This is a genomic window from Streptomyces eurythermus (assembly GCF_014649115.1).
GTDB lineage: Bacteria > Actinomycetota > Actinomycetes > Streptomycetales > Streptomycetaceae > Streptomyces > Streptomyces eurythermus.
The window spans coordinates 349,744-374,682 of the sequence record NZ_BMSK01000004.1 but is presented as its reverse complement, the minus strand read 5'-3'; the positions used below and the strand labels follow the sequence as shown (position 1 = coordinate 374,682).

General features: G+C 74.3%; 23 protein-coding genes and 1 riboswitch. Of the genes, 12 read left to right on the top strand and 11 right to left on the bottom strand.

Annotation, left to right across the window (positions count from 1 at the left end; translation table 11 throughout):
- Positions 1-34: 34 nt before the first annotated feature.
- From pknB to thiO, 4 genes are all read right to left on the bottom strand, one after another.
- Positions 35-1,963, bottom strand: coding sequence for a Stk1 family PASTA domain-containing Ser/Thr kinase (gene pknB, locus IE251_RS09565; protein WP_189752468.1), 1,929 nt, complete (start codon positions 1,961-1,963; stop codon positions 35-37).
- Positions 1,964-2,307: 344 nt separating this feature from the next.
- Positions 2,308-3,102: a thiazole synthase gene (locus IE251_RS09560; protein ID WP_189752467.1), complete on the bottom strand. Its 795-nt coding sequence runs from the start codon at positions 3,100-3,102 to the stop codon at positions 2,308-2,310.
- 3 nt (positions 3,103-3,105) lie between these two features.
- A complete protein-coding gene (gene thiS / locus IE251_RS09555) occupies positions 3,106-3,318 on the bottom strand; it encodes a sulfur carrier protein ThiS (protein WP_189752466.1) in 213 nt (70 codons plus the stop codon).
- Positions 3,315-4,484: a glycine oxidase ThiO gene (thiO, locus tag IE251_RS09550; protein ID WP_189752465.1), complete on the bottom strand. Its 1,170-nt coding sequence runs from the start codon at positions 4,482-4,484 to the stop codon at positions 3,315-3,317. The genes thiS and thiO overlap by 4 nt, the downstream gene beginning before the upstream one ends.
- Positions 4,482-4,592, bottom strand: a riboswitch (TPP riboswitch). It overlaps the preceding gene by 3 nt.
- 53 nt (positions 4,593-4,645) lie before the next feature.
- On the opposite strand from thiO, the gene IE251_RS09545 reads away from it, so the two are divergent.
- The 6 genes from IE251_RS09545 (at position 4,646) to IE251_RS09520 (ending at position 9,662) form a co-directional block, all read left to right on the top strand.
- Positions 4,646-4,996: an avidin-fold protein gene (locus IE251_RS09545; RefSeq protein WP_189752464.1), complete on the top strand. Its 351-nt coding sequence runs from the start codon at positions 4,646-4,648 to the stop codon at positions 4,994-4,996.
- A gap of 32 nt (positions 4,997-5,028) precedes the next feature.
- Entirely contained in the window at positions 5,029-6,261 is a 1,233-nt protein-coding gene (locus IE251_RS09540; protein WP_189752463.1) for an NAD(P)/FAD-dependent oxidoreductase, read from the top strand.
- A gap of 110 nt (positions 6,262-6,371) precedes the next feature.
- Positions 6,372-6,737, top strand: coding sequence for an Rv2175c family DNA-binding protein (locus tag IE251_RS09535; protein ID WP_030783380.1), 366 nt, complete (start codon positions 6,372-6,374; stop codon positions 6,735-6,737).
- Positions 6,738-6,948: 211 nt separating this feature from the next.
- Positions 6,949-7,596 (top strand): thiamine phosphate synthase, encoded by a 648-nt coding sequence (gene thiE / locus IE251_RS09530; protein ID WP_189752462.1) that lies wholly within the window; start codon positions 6,949-6,951, stop codon positions 7,594-7,596.
- A gap of 122 nt (positions 7,597-7,718) precedes the next feature.
- On the top strand, positions 7,719-8,642 hold the full coding sequence (gene metF / locus IE251_RS09525; RefSeq protein WP_189752461.1) for a methylenetetrahydrofolate reductase [NAD(P)H]: 924 nt from the start codon (positions 7,719-7,721) through the stop codon (positions 8,640-8,642).
- Between the two features lie 72 nt (positions 8,643-8,714).
- The gene (locus tag IE251_RS09520) at positions 8,715-9,662 is read left to right on the top strand and encodes a low temperature requirement protein A (RefSeq protein WP_189752460.1); all 948 of its coding nucleotides are present in this window, start codon (positions 8,715-8,717) and stop codon (positions 9,660-9,662) included.
- A gap of 16 nt (positions 9,663-9,678) precedes the next feature.
- Here the strand turns inward: IE251_RS09520 and IE251_RS09515 are convergent, their stop codons facing one another.
- The 3 genes from IE251_RS09515 to IE251_RS09505 all read right to left on the bottom strand — a co-directional run bounded on the left by IE251_RS09515 (position 9,679) and on the right by IE251_RS09505 (position 12,883).
- On the bottom strand, positions 9,679-11,190 hold the full coding sequence (locus IE251_RS09515; RefSeq protein ID WP_189752459.1) for a phytoene desaturase family protein: 1,512 nt from the start codon (positions 11,188-11,190) through the stop codon (positions 9,679-9,681).
- Between the two features lie 58 nt (positions 11,191-11,248).
- A complete protein-coding gene (locus IE251_RS09510; RefSeq protein ID WP_189752458.1) occupies positions 11,249-11,851 on the bottom strand; it encodes a DUF4126 domain-containing protein in 603 nt (200 codons plus the stop codon).
- A 402-nt stretch (positions 11,852-12,253) separates the two neighbouring features.
- A complete protein-coding gene (locus IE251_RS09505; protein ID WP_189752457.1) occupies positions 12,254-12,883 on the bottom strand; it encodes a TetR/AcrR family transcriptional regulator in 630 nt (209 codons plus the stop codon).
- 153 nt (positions 12,884-13,036) lie between these two features.
- Between IE251_RS09505 and IE251_RS09500 the strand changes: the two genes are divergently transcribed.
- The 3 genes from IE251_RS09500 (at position 13,037) to IE251_RS09490 (ending at position 15,291) form a co-directional block, all read left to right on the top strand.
- Positions 13,037-13,624, top strand: a complete 588-nt coding sequence (locus IE251_RS09500) for an SAV_6107 family HEPN domain-containing protein (RefSeq protein WP_189752456.1) — start codon at positions 13,037-13,039, stop codon at positions 13,622-13,624.
- A 209-nt stretch (positions 13,625-13,833) separates the two neighbouring features.
- A complete protein-coding gene (locus IE251_RS09495) occupies positions 13,834-14,604 on the top strand; it encodes a methyltransferase (protein ID WP_189752455.1) in 771 nt (256 codons plus the stop codon).
- Between the two features lie 303 nt (positions 14,605-14,907).
- Positions 14,908-15,291 (top strand): SCO2097 family morphological protein, encoded by a 384-nt coding sequence (locus IE251_RS09490; protein WP_189752454.1) that lies wholly within the window; start codon positions 14,908-14,910, stop codon positions 15,289-15,291.
- 82 nt (positions 15,292-15,373) lie between these two features.
- Here IE251_RS09490 and IE251_RS09485 read toward each other — a convergent pair whose 3' ends face one another.
- From IE251_RS09485 to IE251_RS09470, 4 genes are all read right to left on the bottom strand, one after another.
- On the bottom strand, positions 15,374-17,752 hold the full coding sequence (locus IE251_RS09485; protein ID WP_189752453.1) for a transglutaminase TgpA family protein: 2,379 nt from the start codon (positions 17,750-17,752) through the stop codon (positions 15,374-15,376).
- The gene (locus IE251_RS09480) at positions 17,749-19,110 is read right to left on the bottom strand and encodes a DUF58 domain-containing protein (RefSeq protein ID WP_189752452.1); all 1,362 of its coding nucleotides are present in this window, start codon (positions 19,108-19,110) and stop codon (positions 17,749-17,751) included. The genes IE251_RS09485 and IE251_RS09480 overlap by 4 nt, the downstream gene beginning before the upstream one ends.
- Positions 19,110-20,150, bottom strand: coding sequence for an AAA family ATPase (locus IE251_RS09475; RefSeq protein WP_189752451.1), 1,041 nt, complete (start codon positions 20,148-20,150; stop codon positions 19,110-19,112). Before IE251_RS09475 ends, IE251_RS09480 begins: the two co-directional genes overlap by 1 nt.
- 258 nt (positions 20,151-20,408) lie before the next feature.
- Complete coding sequence (locus IE251_RS09470; protein ID WP_189752450.1) at positions 20,409-21,020, bottom strand: beta-class carbonic anhydrase; 612 nt, start codon at positions 21,018-21,020, stop codon at positions 20,409-20,411.
- 288 nt (positions 21,021-21,308) lie between these two features.
- Between IE251_RS09470 and rsmH the strand changes: the two genes are divergently transcribed.
- The 3 genes from rsmH to IE251_RS09455 all read left to right on the top strand — a co-directional run bounded on the left by rsmH (position 21,309) and on the right by IE251_RS09455 (position 24,854).
- Positions 21,309-22,265: a 16S rRNA (cytosine(1402)-N(4))-methyltransferase RsmH gene (rsmH, locus tag IE251_RS09465; RefSeq protein WP_189752449.1), complete on the top strand. Its 957-nt coding sequence runs from the start codon at positions 21,309-21,311 to the stop codon at positions 22,263-22,265.
- A 64-nt stretch (positions 22,266-22,329) separates the two neighbouring features.
- Positions 22,330-22,884 (top strand): cell division protein FtsL, encoded by a 555-nt coding sequence (gene ftsL, locus IE251_RS09460; RefSeq protein ID WP_189752448.1) that lies wholly within the window; start codon positions 22,330-22,332, stop codon positions 22,882-22,884.
- Positions 22,885-22,889: 5 nt separating this feature from the next.
- Positions 22,890-24,854, top strand: coding sequence for a peptidoglycan D,D-transpeptidase FtsI family protein (locus IE251_RS09455; RefSeq protein WP_308436571.1), 1,965 nt, complete (start codon positions 22,890-22,892; stop codon positions 24,852-24,854).
- Positions 24,855-24,939: the final 85 nt, after the last annotated feature.

Here is a 24,939-nt window from a genome sequence, read left to right as displayed (position 1 = left end):
CCCGGTCACCGGAGGTGAGCGGTGGTGTGACCGGTCAGCGGATGGTGATCTTGATCGTGGAGCCCTTGGGCGCCTCGTCGCCGCCCTCCACCGACTGCTTCTTCACGGTGTCGCCGAACAGCCCGAGCAGCCCGCGGTCCTCCTTCACCTCGAAGCCCGCCTCCTCCAGGGCGTCGCGGGCGTCGTCCACGCTGTCGCCGACCACGTCCGGGACCTCGACCATCTCCGGGCCCTCGGACAGCGTCAGCGTCACCGTGTCGCCCTCGGCGGCCTCGCTCCCCTCGTCCGGGGTCTGCGCGGCGACGGTCCCCTTGTCGTAATCGGAGGAGTGGATCCGCTCGGCGGACACCTTCACCTTCAGCCCGGCCTCCTCCAGGGCGTCCCGGGCGCTGTCCAGGTCCTCGCCGGTGACGTCCGGCACGTCGACGGGGCTGCCCTTGCTGACGGTCAGCGCGATCGCCGAGCCCGCGTGCCGCTTCGTGCCCGCGTCCGGCGTCGTACGGATGACCGAGCCCGCCGGCACGTCCTCGCTGAACTCGCGGGTGACCATGCCCGGCTCCAGGCCGTCCGCCTTCAGCCCCGCCCGTGCCTTCGCCAGGGTCTGTCCCTCCACGTTCGGCACGTTCACCGTCTCCGGGCCCAGCGACACGGTCAGCGTGACCTTGCCGTGGTCCCGTATCCGCGCGCCGGGCGCCGGGTCCGAGCCGATCACCGTGCCGCGTTCGACGGTGTCGCTGTAGGCCCGCTTGACCCGGCCGACGTCCAGCCCGGCCGAGTCCAGCCGGTCCCGCGCCTCGGCCTCGGTCTTCGCCAGCAGCGGCGGGACCTTGGTGAACTGGCCGGAGTTGATGTACCAGACCCCGGCGCCCACCCCGAGCACCACCAGCACGGCCACGATCAGCGCCAGCACCGAGCGCGGGGGCCGGGCCGGGCGCCGGCGCGGCGGCACGGGCGGGGTCTGGAGCCGGGCGGTGCGGTCGACGGCGGGGTCCAGGGCGTCCTCGTCGACCGGCCGGGGCCGGGGCACGGTCAGCGCGCGCGGGATCACGCTCGTACGGTCCTCGGCGGTGTCGTGCTCCGCGGTCAGCGCCTGCGGCGGCAGCGCGTCCAGCTGCTCCTCGGTCAGCGTCAGCCGGGCCTGGCGCGCCTGGGCGAGCAGCGCCACCGCGTCCTCGGGCCGGTCCTCGGGGGCGCGCGCGGTGGCCGACGCCACCAGCTCGTCCAGCGCCACCGGCAGCCCCGGCACCAGCGCCGAGGGCGGCGGCACGTCGGCGTGCAGGTGCTGGTAGAGCACCTGGGCCGGGGATTCCCCGGAGTACGGCTTCGCGCCCGTCAGCATCTCGTACAGCACCACCCCGCACGCGTACACGTCGACGCGCGGGTCCGTGGTGCCGTTCTCGATCTGCTCGGGCGCGAGGTAGGAGACGGTGCCGAGCACGGCGCCCGTGGTGCTGGTCACCGTGTCCACCGAGCGCACCAGCCCGAAGTCGGCCACCTTGACCCGGCCGTCGTCGCCGATCAGCACGTTCTCGGGCTTCATGTCCCGGTGCACGAACCCGGCCCGGTGCGCGGCGCCCAGCGCGGCGAGCACCGGCTCCAGGATGTCCAGCGCGGCCCGCGGCTGCACGGCCCCGCGCTCGCGCAGCACGTCCCGCAGGGTGCAGCCGGCGATGTACTCCATCGCCAGATAGACGTACGACCCGTCGGTGCCCTGGTCGAAGACCTGCACCACGTTGGGGTGGTCGAGCCGGGCGACCGACTTGGCCTCCCGGATGAACCGCTCGACGAAGGACCCGTCGGCGGCGAGCGCCGGGTGCATCACCTTCAGCGCGAGCACACGGTCCAGACGGGTGTCCAGGGCCCGGTAGACCGTGGCCATCCCGCCCGCCGCGATCCGCGCGTCGACGCGGTACCGGCCGTCGAGCACCTGCCCGACGAGGGGGTCCTGAAGGGTCGTATCCACGCAGGCGAGTCTACGAGGACCTGCCCGGCGGGCCCGCCCGTCCGCCGGGTACGGCACCGGTACTGCAGCCGACCTGTGACGCGACACACGCGGAACCCGGGCCCACCGGGACTAAGGCCCTGTCGTCAGACTCCCGCCTGCCGCGCGACGCCATGCACGCTCCCCCAAGCTCTTCGAGCAGGGGGTGCCCCCACTCGCCGCACCGGGCCCAGACCCAAGTACGCCCAGTACGAGGGTCAGGGCCCGGCACTCCCCCAGCCTTCGGCCGGGGGGACCCCCAGAGCACGCACCTGACGCCGTGCGGCCCGCCCTCCGGGCGGACGGCGGGAGTTTGACGACAGGACCTAGAACGCCGGCCGCTCCGGATCCAGCCGGGCCAGCCCCTCCGCGGGGGACGACGCCTCGGCGAGGTACCTGCGTGGGATCCGGCCCGCCAGCCGGGCCTGCCGGCCCCCCTCCACCGCGAGCCTCATGGCGGACGCCATCAGCTCCGGGTCCTGCGCCCGCGTCACCGCGGAGGCCAGCATCACCCCCGCGCACCCCAGCTCCATCGCCAGCGCCGCGTCGGACGCCGTACCGGCCCCCGCGTCCAGGATCACCGGCACGTTCGCCTGCTCCACGATCAGCTGGAAGTTGTGCGGGTTGCGGATCCCGAGCCCCGACCCGATCGGCGAGCCCAGCGGCATGACGGCGGCGCACCCCACGTCCTCCAGCCTGCGCGCCAGCACCGGGTCGTCGTTGCAGTACGGCAGCACCGTGAACCCCTCGTCGACCAGCGTCTCCGCCGCCTCCAGCGTCTCCACCGGGTCCGGCAGCAGCGTCCGCTCGTCGGCGATGACCTCCAGCTTGACCAGGTCCGTGCCCAGCGCCTCCCGGGCCAGCCGGGCGGTCAGCACGGCCTCGCCGGCGGTGTAGCAGCCCGCCGTGTTCGGCAGCACCCGGATGCCGAGCTTCTCCAGCACCGACAGCACCGAGCCGTGCACCGAGGGGTCCACCCGGCGCATCGCCACCGTCGTCAGCTCCGTGCCGGAGGCGACCAGCGCCCGCTCCAGGACCTCCAGGCTGGGCGCTCCGCCCGTGCCCATGATCAGCCGGGAGGAGAAGGCGAGGTCTCCGAGGACCAGAGGATCGTCGGCCATGGCTCAGCCTCCCTGTACGGCGGTGAGGACTTCGACGCGGTCGCCCTCGGCGAGCGCGGTCGTCGCCCACTGCGCGCGCGGGACGACGGTCTCGTTGACGGCGGCGGCCACCCCGCGCGGCGCCGCCGTGAGGGTCCGCACCAGCGTGTCCAGCGCGGTGCCGGGGGCGACACGGCGGGGTTCGCCGTTGACCGAGATGGTGACGGAGATGCTCATACGGGCTGCTCCAGCTGTTCCGTGCGGGCGGCACCGAAGCGCCGGGGGGTGAACGGACGTGCCTCTTCGGGAAGCTCACCGGTGACCAGGGTGTGCGCCAGCACGTCCCCGGTGACCGGCGTCAGCAGCACCCCGTTGCGGTAGTGCCCGGTCGCCAGCAGCAGCCCGGGCAGACGGGACGGGCCGAGCAGCGGCGCGTTGTCGGGGGAGCCGGGGCGCAGACCGGCCCGGGTCTCGGTGAGCGGCAGCTCGGTGATGCCGGGCACCAGCTCGTGGGCGTCGCGCAGCAGCTCGTACACGCCCCCGGCGGTGACCGTGGTGTCCCAGCCCAGCTCCTCGCTGGTGGCGCCGACGACCAGTTCCCCGTTCTCCCGGGGCACCAGGTACAGCGGGCCGCCGCGCACCACGGCCCGTACGGTCCGGCTCAGGAACGGCGCGTACCGGGGCGGCACGGTCAGCCGCAGCACCTGGCCCTTGACCGGCCGCACCGGAGGCAGCACCTCCGCCGGCACGCCCGCGAGGCGCCCGCTCAGGCTGCCCGCGGCGAGCACCACGCGCTCCGCGCGCAGCCCGGTGCCGTCGGCCGTGGTGACACCGGCGGCCCGGTCCCCGGCCACGTCCAGGCGCTCGGCCCGGACCCGGTGGAACACCACACCGGACCGCTCGCAGGCGACGACCAGGGCCGCCGCCAGCCGGCGCGGATCGATCTGGTGGTCACCGTCGACCCGCAGCCCGCCGCGCACCCCGGGCGCCAGCATCGGCTCCAGGCGGCGGCACTCCCGCCCGGACAGCCACTGCGACTCCAGGCCGTGGCGCTGCTGGAGGGCGTGCAGTTCGCGCAGGTGGGCGCGGTCGTCGGAGTCCAGCGCGACGGCGAGGGTGCCGCAGCGGCGGTAGCCGAGGTCGTGACCGGTCAGCTCGGTCAGCTCGGCCGCGAACTCCGGATAGCGGCGCGCGGAGGCCAGGTTCAGGCCGAGCAGGGTCTCCTCGCCGTAGTGCAGCTCGGTGACCGCGGCCAGCATCCCGGCCGCCACCTGCGCGGCCCCGCCGCCGGGCGCGGGGTCCACGACGGCCGTGGCGAGCCCGCGCTGCGCCGCGCGCCAGGCCGTGACCAGGCCGATGATTCCGCCCCCGATGACGAGGACGTCGGACGTACGTGAGGACATGGGCGGTGAGCCCCTCCCTTCGCCGGCATGACCCGGATCAGGTTCGTACGGTCGGAGGCCGCGAGCCTCCCTCTCAGCCCGGTCGTCCGGGCTCCCGCGAGTGCTTGTACGGTGGCCACCCTAGCCCGCCGCCCTCCTCACCCGTAAGGGAGCCCCGTTCCATGGCCCGTTCGCTCGACGGACTTTTCTTCGCCCCCGTGTCGGACCAGGCCCCGGGCCAGGTGGGCACCCGCACCCGGTTCGCCTACCACGAGGAAGGCGGCGCCGTCTGGGCCGAGTACGCCGGCGGTGACGTGGTACGCGGCCATCTGGTCGGCACCCGCGAGGGGGACCGGCTGGACTTCCGGTACGTGCAGCTGAGGACCGACGGGACGACCGCCTCGGGGCACTGCGTGTCCACGGTCGAGGAGCTCGAGGACGGGCGGCTGCGGCTGGCGGAGACCTGGGAGTGGGAGTCCGCGCCGGGCTCCGGCACCAGCGTTGTGGAGCAGGTCACCGAGCACGCCCGCTGACTGACGTTCCGTCATGTGTCTAAGGTGATCGCGTGAGCGAGCAGACACCGCACGAGGGCACGGCACAGCGACGGCGCGTGGTCGTCGTCGGCGCGGGCATGGCCGGGGTGCAGACCGCGGTCGCCCTGCGGGAACAGGGCTTCAAGGGCCCGGTGACCGTCATCGGCGCCGAACCGCACCAGCCGTACGACCGGCCGCCGCTGTCCAAGGCGGTGCTGCTGGGCACCGCCGAGGGCTCCGCCTTCGACGTGGACTTCGAGTCCCTCGGCGTCGAACTGCGGCTCGGCTGCGAGGTGCGGGGCCTCAGGCCCGCCGCGCGCGAGCTGGACACCGAGCACGGCGTGGTGCCCTACGACGTCCTCGTCCTCGCCACCGGCGCCGAACCGGTCACCCTGCCCGATGCCGAGGGCGTACCCGGCACGCATCTGCTGCGCACCCTGGACGACGCCGCACGGCTGCGCCCCGTCCTCGCCCGGCAGCACGACATCGTGGTGGTGGGCGCCGGCTGGATCGGCGCCGAGTTCGCCACCGCCGCCCGCGAGGCCGGCTGCGCGGTCACCGTCGTGGAGGCCGCCGGCCAGCCGCTGGCCGGCGCCCTGCCCGCCGAGGTCGCCGCCCCGATGGCCGGCTGGTACGCCGACGCCGGCGTCACCCTGCGCACCCACGCGCGCGTGGACCGCGTCGAGCCCGGCGCGGTGCTGCTCGCCGACGGCACCCGGCTGCCCGCCGGCGCCGTCGTCGTCGGCATCGGCGCCCGTCCCGCCACCGCCTGGCTGGCCGGCTCCGGCGTCGAGCTGGGCGCGCACGGCGAGGTCCTCGCCGACGACCGGCTGCGCACCTCCGTACCGGACGTGTACGCCGTCGGCGACTGCGCGTCCTTCCCCTCGGCCCGCTACGGCGAACGGCTCCTGGTCCACCACTGGGACAACGCCCTCCAGGGCCCGCGCACGGTCGCCGCGGACATCCTCGGCGAGACCCCGGCGGTCTACGACCCGGTGCCCTACTTCTGGTCGGAGCAGTTCGGGCGGTTCGTGCAGTACGCCGGCCACCACGCGGCCGGCGAGCGCATGGTCTGGCGCGGCGACCCCGCGGGCCCGTCCTGGACGGTGTGCTGGCTGTGCGAGGACCGCCTGGTGGCCCTGCTGGCCGTCGGCCGTCCCCGCGACCTGGCCCAGGGCCGCCGCCTGATCGAGGCGGGCCGGACCATGGACGTCGAGGCCCTGACGGACCCGGCCCGGCCGCTGAAGAACGCCACGGCCGACTGACCGCGCCCCTCGCAGCGTCCGGCTTCCGGGGGCCCCACCAGCCACAACGCACCCGCGGACGGCCGACGACACATCGCGGCGGGACCGGCGGAGCGCCTACCCTGGGTGCTGTGACCGAGATTGACGCAAAGATCGATGCTCTCGTCCCCGAGTGGCTCACCCTTCCCGACATCGCCGAGATGCTCGGTGTCGAGGTGACGCGCGTGAGGCAGCTGGTCAAGGAGGGCCAGCTCATCGCCGTACGCCGGGGTGAGAACAGGGCGCTGCACGTGCCCGCCGCCTTCATCGACGGGGACAAGGTGGTCAAGGGCCTGTCCGGGACCCTGACGCTGCTGCGGGACGACGGCTTCACGGTCGAAGAGATGATCGAGTGGCTCTTCACCCCCGACCCCACCCTGCCCGGCACCCCCGCGCAGGCCCTGAGCGAGAATCGCGGCACGGAGGTGAAGCGCCGCGCCCAGGCGCTCGCCGTCTGAGCCGACCCGCGGAACGAGGCTCGCCGTTCGAGCCGACCCGCGGTACGAGGCTCGGCGTCCGGGCCGACCCGCGGTACGAGAGGGTGTGCGGGCCGCCCGCCCGCACACCCGCCGCCGGGACCAGCGCCCGGCCACCGCGTGCGGTCGGGACCCGCGCCCGCACACCACCGCCGAGAACCACCAGGCACACCGACCACGGGGGGACCCACGCATGTCCGACACCGCCCGCGCCGCGCTCGCCGACGCCCGCCTGTACCTCTGCACGGACGCCCGAAAGCGCCAGGGCGACCTGCCCGAGTTCCTGGACGCGGCGCTGGCCGGCGGCGTCGACATCGTGCAGCTGCGCGACAAGGGCATGGAGGCCGCCGAGGAGCTGGAGCACCTGGAGGTCTTCGCCGACGCCTGCGCCCGGCACGGCAAGCTGCTCGCGGTCAACGACCGGGCCGACGTCGCCCACGCCGCCCGCGCCGGCGTGCTGCACCTCGGCCAGGGCGACCTGCCGGTTCCCGCCGCCCGCGCGATCCTCGGCGAGGAGGTGCTGATCGGCCGCTCCACGCACGCCGAGGACGAGGCCGCCGCCGCGGCCGTCCAGGACGGCGTGGACTACTTCTGCACCGGCCCCTGCTGGCCCACCCCCACCAAGCCCGGCCGGCCCGCCCCCGGCCTCGGTCTGGTCCGCCACACCGCGGGCCTCGGCACCGACCGCCCCTGGTTCGCCATCGGCGGCATCGACCTGGGCAACCTCGACCAGGTGCTGGACGCGGGGGCCCGCCGGGTGGTCGTGGTGCGCGCGATCACCGAGGCGGACGATCCCGGCGCGGCGGCGGCGGAGTTCGCCAAGCGGCTGCGGCAGGTCTAGGGCAGGGCCGAGCGGACCGCCGTCCGGCGGAAACTGTCCAAGGGATGGACAACGTCCCGACAATTCGGGCATATTTCCGAGGCATGGTTGGGGGACCGTCCGCCCCTGGCTAACCTGCCCGTATGGCCCTCGGAACCCCGTCCACCAGGACTGATCGCGCACGCACCGTGCGCGATATGCTCGCCAGCGGCAAGACGACGTACTCGTTCGAGTTCTCCGCGCCGAAGACTCCCAAGGGCGAGCGGAACTTGTGGAGCGCGCTCCGGCGGGTCGAGGCGGTCGCCCCCGACTTCGTCTCCGTGACCTACGGCGCCGGCGGCTCCACCCGCGCGGGCACCGTCAAGGAGACCCAGCAGATCGTCGCCGACACGACGCTGACCCCGGTCGCCCACCTCACCGCGGTCGACCACTCCATCGCCGAACTGCGCAACATCATCGGCCAGTACGCCGACGCCGGCATCCGCAACATGCTCGCCGTGCGCGGCGACCCGCCCGGCGACCCCATGGGCGAATGGGTCCCGCACCCCCGGGGCCTGACCTACGCCGCCGAACTCGTCCGGCTCATCAAGGAGTCGGGCGACTTCTGCGTGGGCGTCGCCGCGTTCCCCGAGATGCACCCGCGCTCCGTGGACTGGGACACCGACGTCGCGCACTTCGTGGACAAGTGCCGTGCGGGCGCCGACTACGCCATCACACAGATGTTCTTCCAGCCCGAGTCCTATCTGCGACTGCGCGACCGCGTGGTGGCGGCCGGCTGTGACACCCCGGTGATCCCGGAGATCCTGCCGGTCACGAGCGTGAAGATGCTGGAACGGTTGCCGAAGCTCAGCAACGCCAGCTTCCCGGACGCCCTGAAAGAGCGGATCCTGGCGGCGAAGGACGATCCGGCGGCGGTACGCTCCATCGGTATCGAGTTCGCCACGGAGTTCTGCGCCCGGCTGCTGGCCGAGGGAGTGCCCGGACTGCACTTCATCACGCTGAACAACTCCACGGCGACCCTGGAGATCTACGAGAACCTGGGCCTGCACCACCCCCCGCGGGCCTAGACCGGCCGCACCGCGATAGGACACACTGCGTAGCGGTCACTGGCAGTAGCGGTCATTGGGAGAGGGGCGTACATGGGCTGGACGGTCCTCTACATCGCGTTCGGCGGCGTCGCGCTGTGGTTGCTGGGCGAGGTGCTGCTGCAGTACAAGGCGCGGCTGCGCTGGCGGCTGCTGGCCTTCGCCGGTTTCCTCGGCGTTGTGATCGGTGTGCTGTTGCCCTCCGTGATCGTCATCGCGCTGGGCGCGATCGCCTTCGCGGTCGGTCAGACCTACGTCACGCTGTCGTTCCGCCGGGGCTTCGCCTCCGGCTGGGCGGTCCGCCGTCCCGGCCCCCAGGCCGGTGGCGGCGGCAGCAAGCGGCGCCGGGGGCGCGCGGGCCGCAAGGACCCGGCCGCGCGGGACACCACCCCCGCCGCCCCGGAGACCGCCCCCGCGTTCCCCGGAACCGGCGAGGAGCCCTACGCCCTCGACCTGGAGGGCTACACCCCCGACCAGGTGGGCTACGGTCCCGCCCAGGCGCCCGGCGACTTCGACGACGACCGCGACGACGTCTTCACGCCCGCCGCGGCCCGCCCGGCCGGACCGGCCGCCGCCGAGACCACCGCCGTCCACGCGCCCCAGCCCGCCCCCGGCGACACCGGCGGCTACGACGGTTACGGCACCCCCGGCCACCCGGCCCCCGACCCGCAGGCCCCCGTCTACGGCTACACCGGCTACGACGCCCAGGACTACGGCTACGACACCGCCGACGGCCGGCAGGGATACGCCAACTACTCGGACCCCTACATCGGCAGCCGGCCCTACGCCGCCTACGACCAGGGCCCCGCCGGGCAGTACGGACAGCAGCCGGGCTACCCCCAGGACCCGTACGCCCCCGTCGGGTACCCCGAGACCCCGCCGGGCGGGGTGTGGGTGCCGCAGCAGCGCACCGACGACAGCCACGGCGGCGAACTCCCACAGGAGCAGCCCTACCCGCGGCAGCCGGGCGGGGCCGGGTACGACGAGCAGTACCGCTTCTGAGCCGCCCGGCCCGCGCTCACTGCGAGCCGCGGAACTCCGGACCCTCCACGATCAGCCCGGCCACCAGCGCGCCCGACATCCCGGCGTGCGGCAGGCCGCCGCCCGGGTGGGACCAGCCGCCCACCCGGTACAGCCCCGGCAGCCGGGTGCTGTTCGCCGGGTGCAGGAAGCGGCCCTGGCCGGCCGCCAGCGCGGGCGCGGGCACGGCCCCCGCGCGGGCGCCCGTCTCCTCCTCGGCGGCACCCGGCGCCCGCACCTCGTGCCACAGCAGCCGGTCGCGCAGCCCCGGTATCGCCCGCCCGGCGGCCTCCAGGAGCAGATCCGTGTACCGGGCGACCGTGCGCTCGTCGTCCCAGGCCGCCCGCGCGGGCACCACGGCGGACAGCACCGCCGACTCGTGCCCGTCGTCGGGCCGGAGCGCGGGGTCGTCGGGGCGCAGCACGGTCACCGTCGGCGTGGGCGGCTCGGCACCGCCCGGCGAGGCCAGGAAGTCCCACTCCCGCTCCGGGGCCGCCGGATGCACGACCGTGCGGTGCGCGGCACCGGGCTCCGGGGCGCCGCGCAGCGCGAGCAGCACGGTGAACCGGGCGGACGCCGCGGCCCCAGGGTCGGCCCGCACATCCTCCTCGCCGTCCAGCGGACGCTCCGTCAGGGCCCGCAGCCGCGCCGGATGGACGTCCGCCACGACATGGTCCGCCTCCGCGACCGGGCCCCCGGCCGGCTCCACCCCCGCGGCCCGGCCGTCCTTCTCCACGATCCGGGTGATCTCGGCGCCGAAGACGAACTCCACCCGCCGCTCCAGGCACCGTTCGTACACCGCGCGCGCCAACTCCCGGATGCCTCCGCGCACATACCAGGTGCCGAAGGCGTGCTCCATGTACGGCAGCACCGCCGCGCTCGCCGGAGCGGTCCGGGGGTCCAGGCCGTGGGCGAGCGCGTGGCTGGTCAGCAGGGCCGCCAGGCGCTCGTCCCGCAGCTCCCAGGCGGCGGCCTCGGCCAGGGTCGCGGCCCGCCGTGTGCGCAGCAGCCGCTTGTGCGGCACCGCCGGGTACGGCTCCTTCTCGGCCAGCACCCGCCAGTTCGGCCACAGCGGCTCTTCCAGCAGCGGCCGGCGGGTACGGTCCCAGGCCTCGCGGGCCCGCACCAGGAAGTCACCCCAGCGCTCGCCCGTGCCCGCGCCCAGCGCCTCGTCCAGGGCCGCCACGACCCCCGCGCGCGTGGCGTTGGGCAGCGACACCTCACTGCCGTCCGCGAAGACGTGCCGCGACGACGGGTCGACCTGGACCAGCTCGACCCGGTCCTCCAGCGGCGCCTTGCCGGTCTTGACGAACAGATCGCGGTACACCGCGGGCAGCGTGAGCAGCCCCGGACCCGTGTCGAAGCCGAAGCCGTCCCGCTCGAACCGGCGCACCGCGCCGCCGTACGTCTCCGTACGCTCGTACACCACCACCCGGTGGCCCGCGACGGCCAGCCTGGCGGCGGCCGCCATCGCGCCCATCCCGGCGCCGATCACCGCAATCCGTGCCATGTCCGCGACTTTATCGACCGCCACCGACAATCCGGCCGCCGGGCGGCCCCGGCGCAGGTCAGCGGGGCCGTGAGGCGGGCCGTCGCGCCTCGCGCCGACGGGCCCGGCGGCGCAGGAAGCGCCGGATGCGCGAGAACAGGAACACCAGGGCCAGCAGCCCGCCGGCCAGCAGGACGCCCGCGACGACCGCCGCCGCCACGGGATGGAACACCGCGAACGCGACCACGCCCCCGGCCCCGAGGTCCTCGGCCACACTCAGCACGATGTTGCTGAACGGCTCGGGCGAGGCGTTGACCGCCATCCGTGTCCCGGCCTTGACGGCATGGCTGGCCAGCGCCGTGGAACCGCCGAGCAGCCCGGCCGCCACATCCGACACCGAGCCGCTCTGCCCGGCGAGCAGCGCCCCCACCCAGGCGCCGGCGAGCGGACGGACCACGGTGTGCACGGAGTCCCACAGCGAGTCCACGTACGGGATCTTGTCGGCGACGGCCTCGCACAGGAACAGCACACCGGCGACGATCAGCACCTCCGGGCGCTGCAAGGTCCCCGGCACGTCGTCACTGACCCCCGTCACGCCGAACAGGCCGAGCAGCAGCACCACCGCGTAGGCGTTGACACCGCTGGCCCAGCCGCTGGTGAAGACCAGGGGAAGAACGGACACGGAGGCGATCGTAGCCAGCCCGGGGGCGGGCTGCCCGGGCACGCGCGCGGGCGGCTGAGTACAGGTACTCAGACCGCCAGATGAGTACGCGCGCGGATGGGGCGCCGGCCGCCGGGACGGGAGAGTGGAGCCACGGCAGGGGGACCGGCCCGCACCGCCGACACGGGGCGGCGGAACGGCACCCGGTCACCGGCCGCTCCTTCCGCCGACCCGTCGGCGGAAGCGAGACGGGGGGCCTCGGGGGACGACCGCCACGGGGGTCCGCACAGGGGGAACCCGTACGGGGGAGTACGGGAGGAAGTACGGGGGATCACGGGGGAGACGGGCAGGCGCCGGACCGGGAAACCGGGTCGGCGCCTGCCCCTGTGCGCCCCTCTTCGGCGCCCCTCGGACCCGGTTGCCTCAGATCCGGCCGCTGACCCGACCCTGGAGCAGCCGGGACAGGGCCGCGTGGACGTCGTCCAGGGAGCGCTCCGGCTGGAAGGACTTCCAGTCGAGCGCGGCCACCAGCACCATGCCGACCAGCGCCGCCGCCGTCAGCGGCACGTCGATCTCGTCGCTGAACTCGCCGGCCGCCACACCCTCGCGCAGCACCCCCTCCACCACCGCCACGGCCTCTTGCCGCACCACCATCAGGGTGGACTGCCAGGCCCGGTTGGTGCGCCACAGCTCGGCGACGTACAGCTGGGTGAAGGCCGGGTAGCGGTCGATGAAGACCAGGCCCGCGCGGATCATCGCGTCCAGCGCGTCCACCTTGCCGCCCCCGGCGCGTGCCGTGCCCTCCGCCGCCTCCTTCAGGGACGCGGTGAGCAGGCCGACGCCGTGCCGCAGCAGCTCCTCGAAGAGGACGGACTTGCTGGCGAAGTTGTAGTAGACCGTGCCCTTGGCGACCCCGGCCCGCTCGGCGATCTCGTCCACCGTGGTCGCGGAGAAGCCCTGCTCGGCGATGAGCGTGACGGCAGCCTCGTAGAGCTTCTGCCGGGTGGCCTCGCGGCGCGTGCTCCCGCCGGCCCTGGCGCTGGTGCTTTCCATGGCCCCGATTCTCACAGGTGGCCCGGGCCCCGATGGCCGCGCCCGCCCCCTCGGCCGTGGTGAAAGCCCAGCTCAGAACGGATTGTCAGTGGCATACCTCACGATGGGCACATACGGCACGTGTGCCGTCACCCAGACGACAGGAGGTTCGTCATGGCCCACTCGTCCGCAGCCGCCGCCCGCCGGCGCCGCGCCACCGGCCCTGCCCCCTCACTGACCGGCCCCGCGAGCGACGTACACCCCGTGCTCCGCCGGGCCACGGCCCCGCCCGCCGCGCTCGACCTGCTCGCCAAGGCCCGCGCCGGACTGGAGGAGGCCGTGCTCCTGGAGACCCCGAACGAGCGCTACGCCACGGCCCACCTCGCCGCCCTGCGCACCGCCGCCGCCGTGCTCGCCGCCCGCGGCCGGCCCGAGACCTCCGCCCGCCGCCGGGCCCGCATCCGCAGCGCCTGGGAGGTGCTGCCGGAGATCGCCCCGGAGCTGACCGAGTGGAGCGCGCTGTTCGCCTCCGGCGCCGCGCGCCGCGCCCGCGCCGAGGCGGGCATCCGGGGCGCGGCCGGCCGCCGGGACGCCGACGACCTGATACGCGACGTGGGGATGTTCCTGCGCATCGTGGAGCGGCTGCTCGCCCTCCAGCCGGTCCTGCCCCAGCCCCGCCGGGACACCGACGCGCCGCAAGCGCCGGACGGCCCCGGACCCGGCGCCCCACGACCGCACGGCCCGCTCCCGGACGCGGGCTGACCACGCCCCGCCACTACGACACCGGTCCGCCCGTCGGCCACGTCGGGCACCGGCCCCCGCACCGGCCACGCGTCGGTGGTGACGCGCACCGTGGCGGGCCCGGGCGCGACGCACGGGGGCGGACGCCGACGTGATGACCTGCCGCGGTGCCGGAGGCAATAGGGTGGAGACGCCTGAAGTCGCTCAGCCCCGCCGAGGAGTCAACTGCCGTGTCGGACCCGTCGCGCCCCCGCGCCTCCCTGCGTACCGCCGTGGTCTGGGACGTCCTGCAGGACGCTCTCGACCGCCGGGTCAAGGCCACGGGCCGGGACTCGCTGGACGTCCTCGACACCGGGGGCGGCAGCGGGAACTTCGCCGTGCCCGTCGCCCGCCTCGGCCACCGTGTCACCGTGGTCGACCCCAGCCCCAACGCCCTGTTCGCCCTGGAGCGTCGCGCCGCCGAGGCCGGCGTCGCCGACCGGGTCCGGGGCGTGCAGGGCGACGCGCACGGCCTGTTCGACGTGGTCGAGCCGGGCGGCTACGACGCCGTCCTGTGCCACGGCGTCCTGGAGTACGTGGACGACCCGGCCGAGGGCGTGCGCAACGCGGTCGCCGCGCTGCGCCCCGAGGGCGTCCTCAGCCTGCTCGCCGCCGGTCTCGGCGGCGCCGTGCTCGCCCGCGCCCTCGCCGGCCACTTCACCGAGGCCCACCAGGCGCTCCAGGACCCCGACGGCCGCTGGGGCAGCGGCGACCCGATGCCCCGCCGGTTCACCGCGGAGCAGCTCACCGCGCTGGTCGAGGGCGCCGGTCTGCGGGTCGGCGCGGTGCACGGCGTGCGGGTCTTCGCCGACCTGGTGCCCGGCGTCCTGGTGGACACCGAGCCCGGTGCCGTGGACGCGCTGCTGAGGCTGGAGGCCGCGGCGGCCGAACTGCCCGCGTTCCACTCCGTCGCCACCCAGCTCCACGTGCTCGGCGAGACTGCCGGTACCGCCGGGGGCTGAGCGCCATGGGGGCGCCCTGTGCCCTGAGTGCACCATCGGGAACAGGCGCTGATCAGCGCCTCGGCCGCGGATGGAGTACGCCACAGGCCCCCCGATCGAGCGGTTTGCGCCGTATGATCGAGGTACACCGCTCGGCATGACGAGACGGCCGCCGGGGAATGGAAGCCTCAGCGAGCCGGACGGCCATGACGGAATCCGGTTGGCCAATTGGCGTAGAGGGGCGGGTTTCACGGGGGCGATTCCCTGCCTATCCTGAAGGGACCCCCCGGGTCGCCCCGGCGACTGCACGATGAGGAGGACTCCGTGCCGCTCTCGGAGCACGAGCAGCGCATGCTCGAGCAGATGGAGCGAGCGCTGTACGCCGAAGATCCGAAGTTCGCGTCGGCGCTTGAGGGAAACGGGCTGCGGACGTACACCCGCCGGCGGGTCTACCAGGCGGTCGCGGGTTTCCTCATCGGTATCGCGCTCCTCATGACCGGAATGGTCATGCAGCTGATCTGGGTCAGCGTGGTGGGTTTCCTCGTCATGCTGGGGTGTGCCGTGCTGGCCGTCACCGGCTGGCGCAAGGCCCCCAAACCTGGTGAGCAGCCACCAGGCGTCGCCCGTCGGCAGGTGCGGCCCAGACGCTCCGTGATGGACCGGATCGAGGAGCGCTGGCAGCGCCGCCGGGACGAACAGGGTCGCTGACCCCGGGACACACGTGAGGGGCGGCCACCGGAAGGTGGCCGCCCCTCAGCCGTGCCCGCGAGTGCCGTGCTCGCGGGGCCCCTCAGCCGTGCTGCCGGGACGGGCGGCGCAGGGCCGGCCGGGCCGCAGCGGCCCGGGCCCGCAGCGCCGACCAGCGGGCCGACACCGCCCACCACGCCCGGGCCGACGAGCGGGGCAGGAACAGCGCTCGCAGCCGGGTCCCGGCGCTCGCCACGCTCCGCAGGCCCTCGATCGCCTCGCGCACGTCCCGCGCCGTTCCCGCCGCCGGGCGCGGCCGGGGCGCGTACAGCACCTGTTCCACCGCGTCCGCCACCCGGTGCACCGCGGCCCCGGCCCCCGGCTCCAGCCGCCCCAGCCGCACCATCCGCTCGGCGGCCTTGCGCGGGGTCAGCGACTCGTCCGGGGCGATGCCGTGGTCCCAGGCGCTGTCCGTCAGCTCCTGCCAGGCGGCCAGGGTGTGCGCCGCGGCGCCCCCCGGGGTCCGGTCGTGGCCGCCCAGCCGCAGCGCGCGCGTCCGCCGCCGCCACAGCAGGGGCGACAGCGGCACCACCAGGACCAGCAGCGCGCCCGCGCCGGCCAGCGGCCACACCCACCAGTTGGAGTCGTCGGGGTCGTGGTGCGGGATCGCCGCCGCGGACGGGCTGTGGCAGGACTGCGGCCGGCGCGGTTCCCCGGCGCAGCTCTCGCTCGGCGAGGCCGCCGCCGAGGGCGCCGAGGAGGCGCGCCGGGACGGCAGCGTCTCGTCCGGCAGCGAGCTGCCGGGGGTGTCCGACTGGGTGTACGACGGCGTGGTGCCCCGGGTCGGGGTGGGCTCGAAACGGGTCCAGCCCACGCCCTCGAAGTACAGCTCGGGCCAGGCATGGGCGTCCCGCTGGTTCACCACGACCGTGCCGTCGGACTGCGGACTGCCCGGCGCGAAGCCCACCGCGACCCGGGCCGGGATGCCGAGCGTGCGCGCCATCGCCGCCATCGCGAACGAGAAGTGGACGCAGAAGCCCTGCTTGTCCTCCAGGAAGTTCGCGATGGCGCGCGGACCCTGGCCGGCCTCCACCTGGGTGTCGTACTGGAAGCCCCCCGTGACGGCGAAGTAGTCCTGGAGCTTGACGGCCTCCTCGTAGTGGCTGCTCGCGCCCGCGGTGACCTCCTTGGCGGTGCGGGCCACCACCTTCGGCAGCGAGGACGGCACCTTCGTGTACTGCTCCCACAGGGCGGCCGGCGGTGGCGGCGCGGCGGCCAGCTGTTCGGCGGTCGGCTCCACGTCCAGGCTCGTGACCTCGTAGCGCTCGCCCCGCGTGGTCTGGCCGTGGTCGCCGGACAGGGTCATCCCGACCGGCTCGTACCGCCACCGGCCGCTGACCCGCACCCGGCTCGGCGGGTAGGGCATCGGCAGCGAGTCCTGGGCGTAGGTGTCCTCCGCGGTGATCGTCGTGCGTATCGTGTCGCGCCGGACGGCCCCGTCCAGACCGGCCGGCGTGGGCAGCGGGTCCGGCACGTCGGCGTAGGCGCGCCGGGACGCCTTCCAGGTGGTGCCGTCGAAATCGTCCAGGGAGACGATCCGCAGATACAGGTCGGAGAGGTCGTTGGTGCTGGTCCGCAGGGACAGCACCTGGCGGGCGTCCTCGCTGTTCAGGTTGTCGTGCAGCGCCACCAGCGGGTCGACCGCCGAGACCGCGCCCACGCCGCCCGCCCCCACGCCCTCGCGGGCCCGCTCCAGCAGGCCGGCGGGCAGCGAGGGCAGCGCCAGCGGCAGGACGAGGGCCACCCCGAGCGCGGCCGCGCCGATCCGGCGGCCGGTGCGCACCGGGGCGAGCGGCACCGCCGCCGGGGCGCCCGGTATCCGGGGCGGGCCGCCGAAGACCCGGCCCCACTGGGCGAGCCGGTCCCGGCCCTCGGCGAGCAGCAGCATCAGATAACCGGCCGCCGCCACCAGGAACCACAGCCAGTCGGCGCCGCCGTCGGACAGCCCCGCGGCCACCGAGTACAGCGCGAGCAGCGGCAGTCCGGCCGGGGCCGCGCTGCGGAAGGTCACCGCGAGCGTGTCCACCAGCAGCCCGACCAGCAGCACACCGCCGATCAGCATCAGCCTGATGCCGTCGGTGACCGGCGCCGGTATCGCGTACCGGCCGATGTCGTCCGTGCCCTGACGGAGCAGCTCGGCGAGGTACCGGACGGTGTCCGGGCCCGGGATCAGCCCGGCGATCGCGTGCTGCCGGGCGCACACCAGGGTCAGCAGCACCAGGGTGACCAGGAGCTGGGCCGCCAGCGTCAGCGTCCGGCCCAGCGGGATCCGCCGGGCCGCCGCGCCCACCCCGGTCTGCACGGCCACCAGCGGCACCAGTTGCAGCAGCCAGGTCGGCTCGGAGAGCAGCGGCAGCAGTGCGCAGGAGGCCATCAGTGTGGCCGCCGCCGCGCACAGCGCCAGTCGTGCCCGTCCGCTCATCCCCGAGCCTCCCCGCTCAGCGACGCCAGGCCCGAGCGCTCCCGGTCCGCCTGCCGCCACAGCTCCTCCACCGCGGCGCCGCGCGGCACGCTCAGCGCCGTCCAGCCCGCCTCGCGCAGCATCCGCAGCCGCTCCTCGTGCCGGTGGCCGGCCCGGGGCACGTCGGTCGCCTCCCGCGTCCACACGTCGGGGTCCAGCACGAAGGCGACGGCGCCGCCGCCGCGCCGGCTCATCTTGGCGACCGTGGTGGTCTGCTCCTCGTCCAGGTCGCCGAGGAAGGCGATCAGCAGCCCCTCGTTCCCGGTGCGCAGCGCCTCGTAGGCGTGGGACAGGCCGGTGCCGTCGGAGTAGTCGATCACCGCGAGGGTGTCCAGCAGCAGCCCGGCCGTCTCCGCCGACTCCTGGCCGGTGCCCCCGAAGCCGTCGCCGCCCTCGCCGGGCACCGTGCTGCCGCCGTCGGTCAGCAGCCGCACCGAGAAGCCGCGCTCCAGCATGTGCGCCAGCACCGAGGCGGTGGCGGAGACGGCCCACTCGAAGGCCGAGTCCGGGCCCGCGCCCTCGTAGGCACCGCCGCGGGTGTCCAGCAGCACGGTGCACCGGGAGCGCCGGGGCTGCTCCTCGCGGCGCACCATCAGCTCGCCGTAGCGCGCGGTGGAGCGCCAGTGCACCCGGCGCAGGTCGTCGCCGTAGCGGTAGCCGCGCGGGATGACGTCGTCCTCGCCCGCGAGGGCCGGCGAGCGCTGCCGTCCGTCGCCGTAGCCCGTGGCCTCGCCGGCGAAGCGGACCGGGGGCAGCGGGGTCACGCGCGGGATGACCGTCAGCATGTCCTGCGTCGCGAAGGAGCGGGTCAGCTCGCACATCCCGAAGGGGTCCGTCAGCCGCAGCTGGAGCGGGCCCAGCGGATAGCGGCCGCGCAGATCGGAGCGGACCCGGTAGGACACCTCGCGGTGGCCGCCCGGCTCCATCCGGTCCAGCACGAACCGGGGGCGCGGCCCGAGGACGTAGGGCACCCGGTCCTGGAGCATCAGCAGGCCGGTGGGCAGCCGGGAGACGTTGTCCATGCGCAGGTGCACCCGGGCCTCGCCGCCGGCCGGCACCCGCGCGGGGGCGAGCAGGCGGCTCGCGGCCACCCGGTAGCGGGTGCGGTACAGCACGGTGGCGCAGATCAGCGGCAGCACGGCGAGCAGCAGCCCGACCCGCAGCAGATCGCTGTGGCCCAGCACGAACGCGCAGACCGCGGCGGCGATCCCGGCCGCGAGGAAGGAACGGCCGCGGGTGGTCAGACCCGACAGGGCCGTGCGGACCCCGCCCGCCTGCCCGCGTCCGGGCTCGGCCGGCCCGGTCCCCCCTGGGCTCATCACAGACCTCGCGGAGGCTGCTGCGGGTAGGTGGGGATGGTCCGGCCGAGATCACCGGGTCCGCCCGGCCGGCCGGGGGCCGCGGGCACCGGGGTGCGCTGGAGGATCTCCAGCACCACCTGTTCGGCCGTGCGGCGGTTGAGCTGGGCCTGCGCGGTGGGCAGCAGGCGGTGGGCGAGGACGGCGACGGCGAGCGCCTGCACGTCGTCCGGCAGCGCGTACTCCCGGCCGGCCAGGGCCGCGGTGGCCTTGGCCGCGCGCAGCAGGTGCAGCGTCGCGCGCGGGGAGGCGCCGAGTCTGAGGTCGGGGTGGGTGCGGGTGGCGGCGACCAGCTCGACCGCGTACCGCCGGACCGGCTCGGCGACGTGCACACCGCGCACCGCCTCGACCAGCTTCACGATCTCGTGCGCGTGCGCCACCGGCTGGAGGTCCTCCAGGGGGCTGACCCCGCCGTGCACGTCGAGCATCCGCAGCTCGGACTCCACGCTCGGATAGCCGACGGAGACGCGGGCCATGAAGCGGTCGCGCTGGGCCTCGGGCAGCGGATAGGTGCCCTCCATCTCCACCGGGTTCTGGGTGGCCACCACCATGAAGGGGCTGGGCAGTTCGTACGTCTGCCCGTCGATGGTGACCTGCCGCTCCTCCATGGACTCCAGCAGCGCGGACTGGGTCTTGGGCGAGGCGCGGTTGATCTCGTCGCCGATCACGATCTGGGCGAAGATGGCGCCCGGCTTGAACTCGAAGTCCCGGCGCTGCTGGTCCCAGATCGACACACCCGTGATGTCCGAGGGCAGCAGGTCGGGGGTGAACTGGATGCGCCGCACCGAGCAGTCGATGGACCGCGCCAGCGCCTTGGCGAGCATGGTCTTGCCCACCCCGGGGACGTCCTCGATCAGCAGATGGCCCTCGGCGAGCAGCACGGTCAGCGCGAGCCGTACGACCTCGGGTTTGCCCTCGATCACGCCCTCCACCGAACCGCGCACCCGTTGCACTGTGGCGGTCACATCCGTGAGGCTCGCTCGATCGTCATAGGTCGTCACCCGGCCCTCCTCGGCCCATTCTTTGCCGGACCGACGCTGTCACTGCGCAACCGGCCCACCCCGAAACACGGACACCACGCGGAAAAGGTTCCGCATGGTGCCACACCCCGCATTCTCGCTGCCGTTACCGATTCGTGTCACCGCCTGTGGACAACTGCCCCCGCGATGGCGGTCATACGACTTGTCCGACCGGGTTCTCGGCGGTGTCGGCGCGGGTGGCGGGACACGTACCGGGGCGGCCGGCCGGTACGTTCCGGGTCAGGCCGGGTCGACCTCGCGCAGCAGACCGGTGCGCACGTCGAAGACGAAGCCGCGGACGTCGTCGGTGTGCAGCAGGAAGGGCGAGGTGCGCACCCGCTGCATGGACTGGCGCACGTCCTGGTCCACGTCCCGGAAGGACTCCACCGCCCAGGCCGGCCGCTGCCCGACCTCCATCTCCAGCTCGGAACGGAAGTCCTCGGTCAGGGACTCCAGGCCGCAGTTGGTGTGGTGGATCAGTACGACGCTGCGGGTGCCGAGCTTGCGCTGGCTGATGGTCAGCGACCGGATCACGTCGTCGGTGACCACACCGCCCGCGTTGCGGATGGTGTGGCAGTCGCCGAGCTCCAGACCGAGGGCCTCGTGCAGGTCGAGCCGGGCGTCCATGCAGGCGACCACGGCGACATGCAGAACGGGGCGGGCGTCCATGCCCGGGTCCTCGAATGCCTCGGCGTAGCGCCGGTTGGCCGCCAGGAGGCGGTCGGTCACGTCGTCGCCGGTCTTTATGGCGCCTTCGGACCCAGTGTGTGCTGTTGCGGAAGTCGTCATACCGCCGACGTTACTGGTCACGTGCCGTTCCGGCCTGCTGTGAGAGGGGACAAAGAACGCCATCGTGGCTTGTTGTGAGCGAACCCACAGAGTGGGGGAGATGCCCCGAACGGGTGGGCCGGTGCCGGTCCGGATTCCCGCGGGGCCGCCGTGCGCGACGCGCAGGCCGGTTGATTGACCCGGGGACGGCGTGGACTAAAGTGACGCGAAAGCGGGAGACGAGTCTCTCCCCGCTGGTGAAACCCCCGGAGACCCCGGCACCGCCCGGATCCGTCTCCCCGCGCGCGCGGCGCGTACGTACGGCTCGGGGGACCGACGGTGCGTACGGCCCGCCGGAACTGAGAGGCCCCCTTGAGCCAGAGTCGACACGTCCCGGTGATGCTCCAGCGGTGCCTGGACCTGCTGGCGCCCGCCCTGGAGCGCCCCGGAGCCGTGGTCGTCGACTGCACCCTCGGCCTCGGCGGGCACAGCGAGGCGCTGCTGACCCGGTTCCCGGACGCGCGGCTGATCGGCCTGGACCGGGACAAGGAGGCGCTGCGGCTGTCCGGCGAGCGGCTGGCGCCCTTCGGCGAGCGCGCCACCCTGGTGCACGCCGTGTACGACGAGCTGCCCGACGTCCTCGGCCGGCTCGGCATCCCGCGCGTGCGGGGTGTGCTGTTCGACCTCGGGGTCTCCTCCATGCAGCTCGACGAGGCCGGCCGCGGCTTCGCCTACGCGCAGGACGCGCCGCTGGACATGCGCATGGACCAGACGACCGGCATCAGCGCCGCCGAGGTCCTCAACACTTACCCGCCCGGCGAACTCGTGCGCATCCTGCGCGCGTACGGCGAGGAGAAGCAGGCCAAGCGGATCGTCGCCGCGATCGTGCGGGAGCGGGAGAAGGAGCCGTTCAGCACCAGCGCGCGGCTCGTGGAACTCATCCGGGACGCCCTGCCGCAGGCCGCCAAGCGCACCGGCGGCAACCCCGCCAAGCGCACCTTCCAGGCGCTGCGCATCGAGGTCAACGGCGAGCTGTCCGTGCTGGAGCGGGCGATCCCGGCGGCCGTGAAGGCCCTGGACGTCGGCGGGCGCATCGCCGTGCTGTCGTACCACTCGCTCGAGGACCGGCTCGTCAAGCACGTGTTCGCGGCCGGGGCGGCCTCCACCGCGCCGCCCGGGCTGCCGGTCGTGCCCGAGCGATACCAGCCGCGGCTCAAGCTGCTCACCCGTGGTGCCGAACTTCCCACCGAGGAGGAGATCGCGGAGAACCGCCGGGCGGCACCGGCCAGGCTGCGGGGCGCCGAGCGCATCAGGGAGGACGTGGAGTGAGCGAGACGGGTCGGAGGGTCTCCTTCGCGCACCGGGGGAGCGGCATCCCCGTACCGGGGGAGCGGTGAGCAGGAAACCCGAGCTGAGGGGGAGGGCCGCGCGGCTGGCCCGGCTCTTCCCGGCCGGCCGCGCCCAGGCGGCCCGCACCCCGTTCGTGCTCCTCGTCGTCGTGCTGCTCGGCGGCGGTCTCATCGGGCTGCTGGTGCTGAACTCCGCTCTCAGCGAAGGCTCGTTCGAACTCGCGGACCTGCAGAAGCGGACGAAGACGCTCACCGACGAGGAGCAGGCCCTCCAGCGGGACATCGACGCCTACTCGGCCCCCGACGCCCTCCAGCGGCGCGCCCGCGAACTCGGCATGGTCCCCGGCGGCGACCCCGCCTTCCTCGGCCCCGACGGCACCGTCAAGGGCGTCCCCAGTGCCGCCCCCGCACCGGCGGCCCTCTCCGCCCCGGCCGCAGCCCCCGGCACCACGGCGCTGTCCGGCCCGGCCGCCGACCCCGGCGCACTGCTCCCGCCCGGCACCCCGGCGCCCACGACGGCCCCCACGGTCCCGCCGGCCGGTCCCGCGGCCCCGGCCGCCGTCCCCCCGTCCGTGTCCAACCCGACTCCCGGCAGGTGACGGAAGTGTCCGACAGGCAAGCGCCGCGCCGCCGTGTGCCCGGGCCCGCCAAGCCGCCGCGGCCCAGGGGGGCCGTCCGGCGGCAGCCCGGGCCCGGGGCGCGGCCGGCGCGCCGGCCCGGCGGGGCCCGGCCCATGCCGCCCGCCCCGCTCCGGCTCGGCAGCCCCCGGCCCCGGCTGCGCCTGGTCGGCCTCGCCCTGACGCTGGTGCTGCTCGTCTTCGTCGTACGGCTGCTCCAGGTGCAGGCCGTCGACGCGAGCGCCTACGCGGCGCGGGCCGAGCAGAACCGGTACGTGGTGCACACCCTGGCCGCCGAGCGCGGCGAGATCACCGACCGCAACGGCGTCGCCCTCGCCGTCAGCGAGGACGCCTACGACATCACGGCCGACCCGACCATGTTCGGCGTCAAGCAGCTGAAGATCAGCGACGGGCCGGAGCGGGCCGCCGCGCTGCTCGCCCCGATCCTCGGCCAGGACCAGGCCACCCTCGTCAAGAAGCTGCGGCCCGCGAACAAGAACTCCCGCTACACCCGCCTCGCCGCCCGGCAGACCCCGCAGGTCTGGAAGCAGATCAAGGACCTGAAGACGGCGCTCGCCAAGAAGTCCGGCACCGACCGGACCACCGTCAACGTGCTGGCCGGCGTCTTCGCGGACCCCAGCAGCCAGCGCGTGTACCCCAACGGCGACCTGGCCGCCGGGATACTGGGCTGGGTCAACGCCGACGGCAGGGGCGGCGGCGGCATCGAGCAGCAGCTCGACAAGCAGCTCACCGGCAAGGACGGCAAGGTCCGCTACGCCCAGGCCGGCGGCCGCGAGGTCCCCACGGTCGGATCGACGGAGACGCGGGCCGTGCCCGGCGCCGACGTCGAGCTGACCATCGACCGGGACATCCAGTGGGCCGCGCAGAACGCCATCACCGAGCAGGTGGCGAAGTCCAAGGCGGACCGCGGCTACGTCATCGTCCAGGACACCCGCACCGGCCAGATCCTGGCCATGGCCAACTCGCCCGGCTTCGACCCCAACGACCTGTCGAAGGCCGACGGCGACGCCATGGGCAACGCGGCCCTCCAGGACGCCTACGAGCCCGGCTCCACCGCCAAGGTGATGTCGATGGCGGCCGTGCTGGAGCGGAACGTGGCCACCCCGCTCACCCACGTCGTCGTACCCAACCGGCTGCACCGCGGCGACCGGCTGTTCCAGGACGACATCGACCACCGCACCTGGTACCTCACGCTCAACGGCGTGCTAGCCAAGTCCAGCAACATCGGCACCATCCTGGCCACCGGCGAACTCGCCAAGAGCCAGCCCGAGGCCAACAAGGTCCTCTACTCCTACCTGCGCAAGTTCGGCATCGGCGGCTACACCGGACTCGGCTTCCCCGGCGAGACCCCCGGCATCCTCGCGCCGCCGCAGAAGTGGTCCACCTCGCAGCAGTACACGATCCCTTTCGGCCAGGGCTTCTCCATCAACGCCATGCAGGCCGCCTCCGTGTACTCGACGATCGCCAACGGCGGCGTCCGGGTCGAGCCCACCCTGGTGCGCGGCACCAAGGGCGCCGACGGACGGTTCACCCCGGCGCCGCAGCCCAAGAAAACCCGGGTGGTCAGCGCCAGGACCGCCAAGAGCCTCGCCCAGATGCTGGAGTCCGTGGTGGACGACGAGCAGGGCACCGGCATCAAGGCCCGCATCCCCGGGTACCGGGTGGCGGGCAAGACCGGCACGGCCAACCGAGTGGATCCGGCCACCGGCCGCTACCGCGGCTACACCTCGTCCTTCGCCGGTTTCGCCCCCGCCGACAATCCGAGGATCACCGTCTACTGCGCCATCCAGAACGCCACCTCCGGCAGCTATTTCGGCGGCCAGATCTGCGGTCCCATCTACAAGCAGGTGATGGAGTTCGCCCTCAAGACCCTCCAGGTCCCCCCCACCGGCGCGAAGCCCGCCAGCCTGCCCGTCGAGTACAAGCCCTGATCAGCACCCCCACTGGTCAGCACGGAAACACCAGGAACGAACCCGTGACAACGATCACCCCCGATCCCGGGAACCAAGGGCCCCA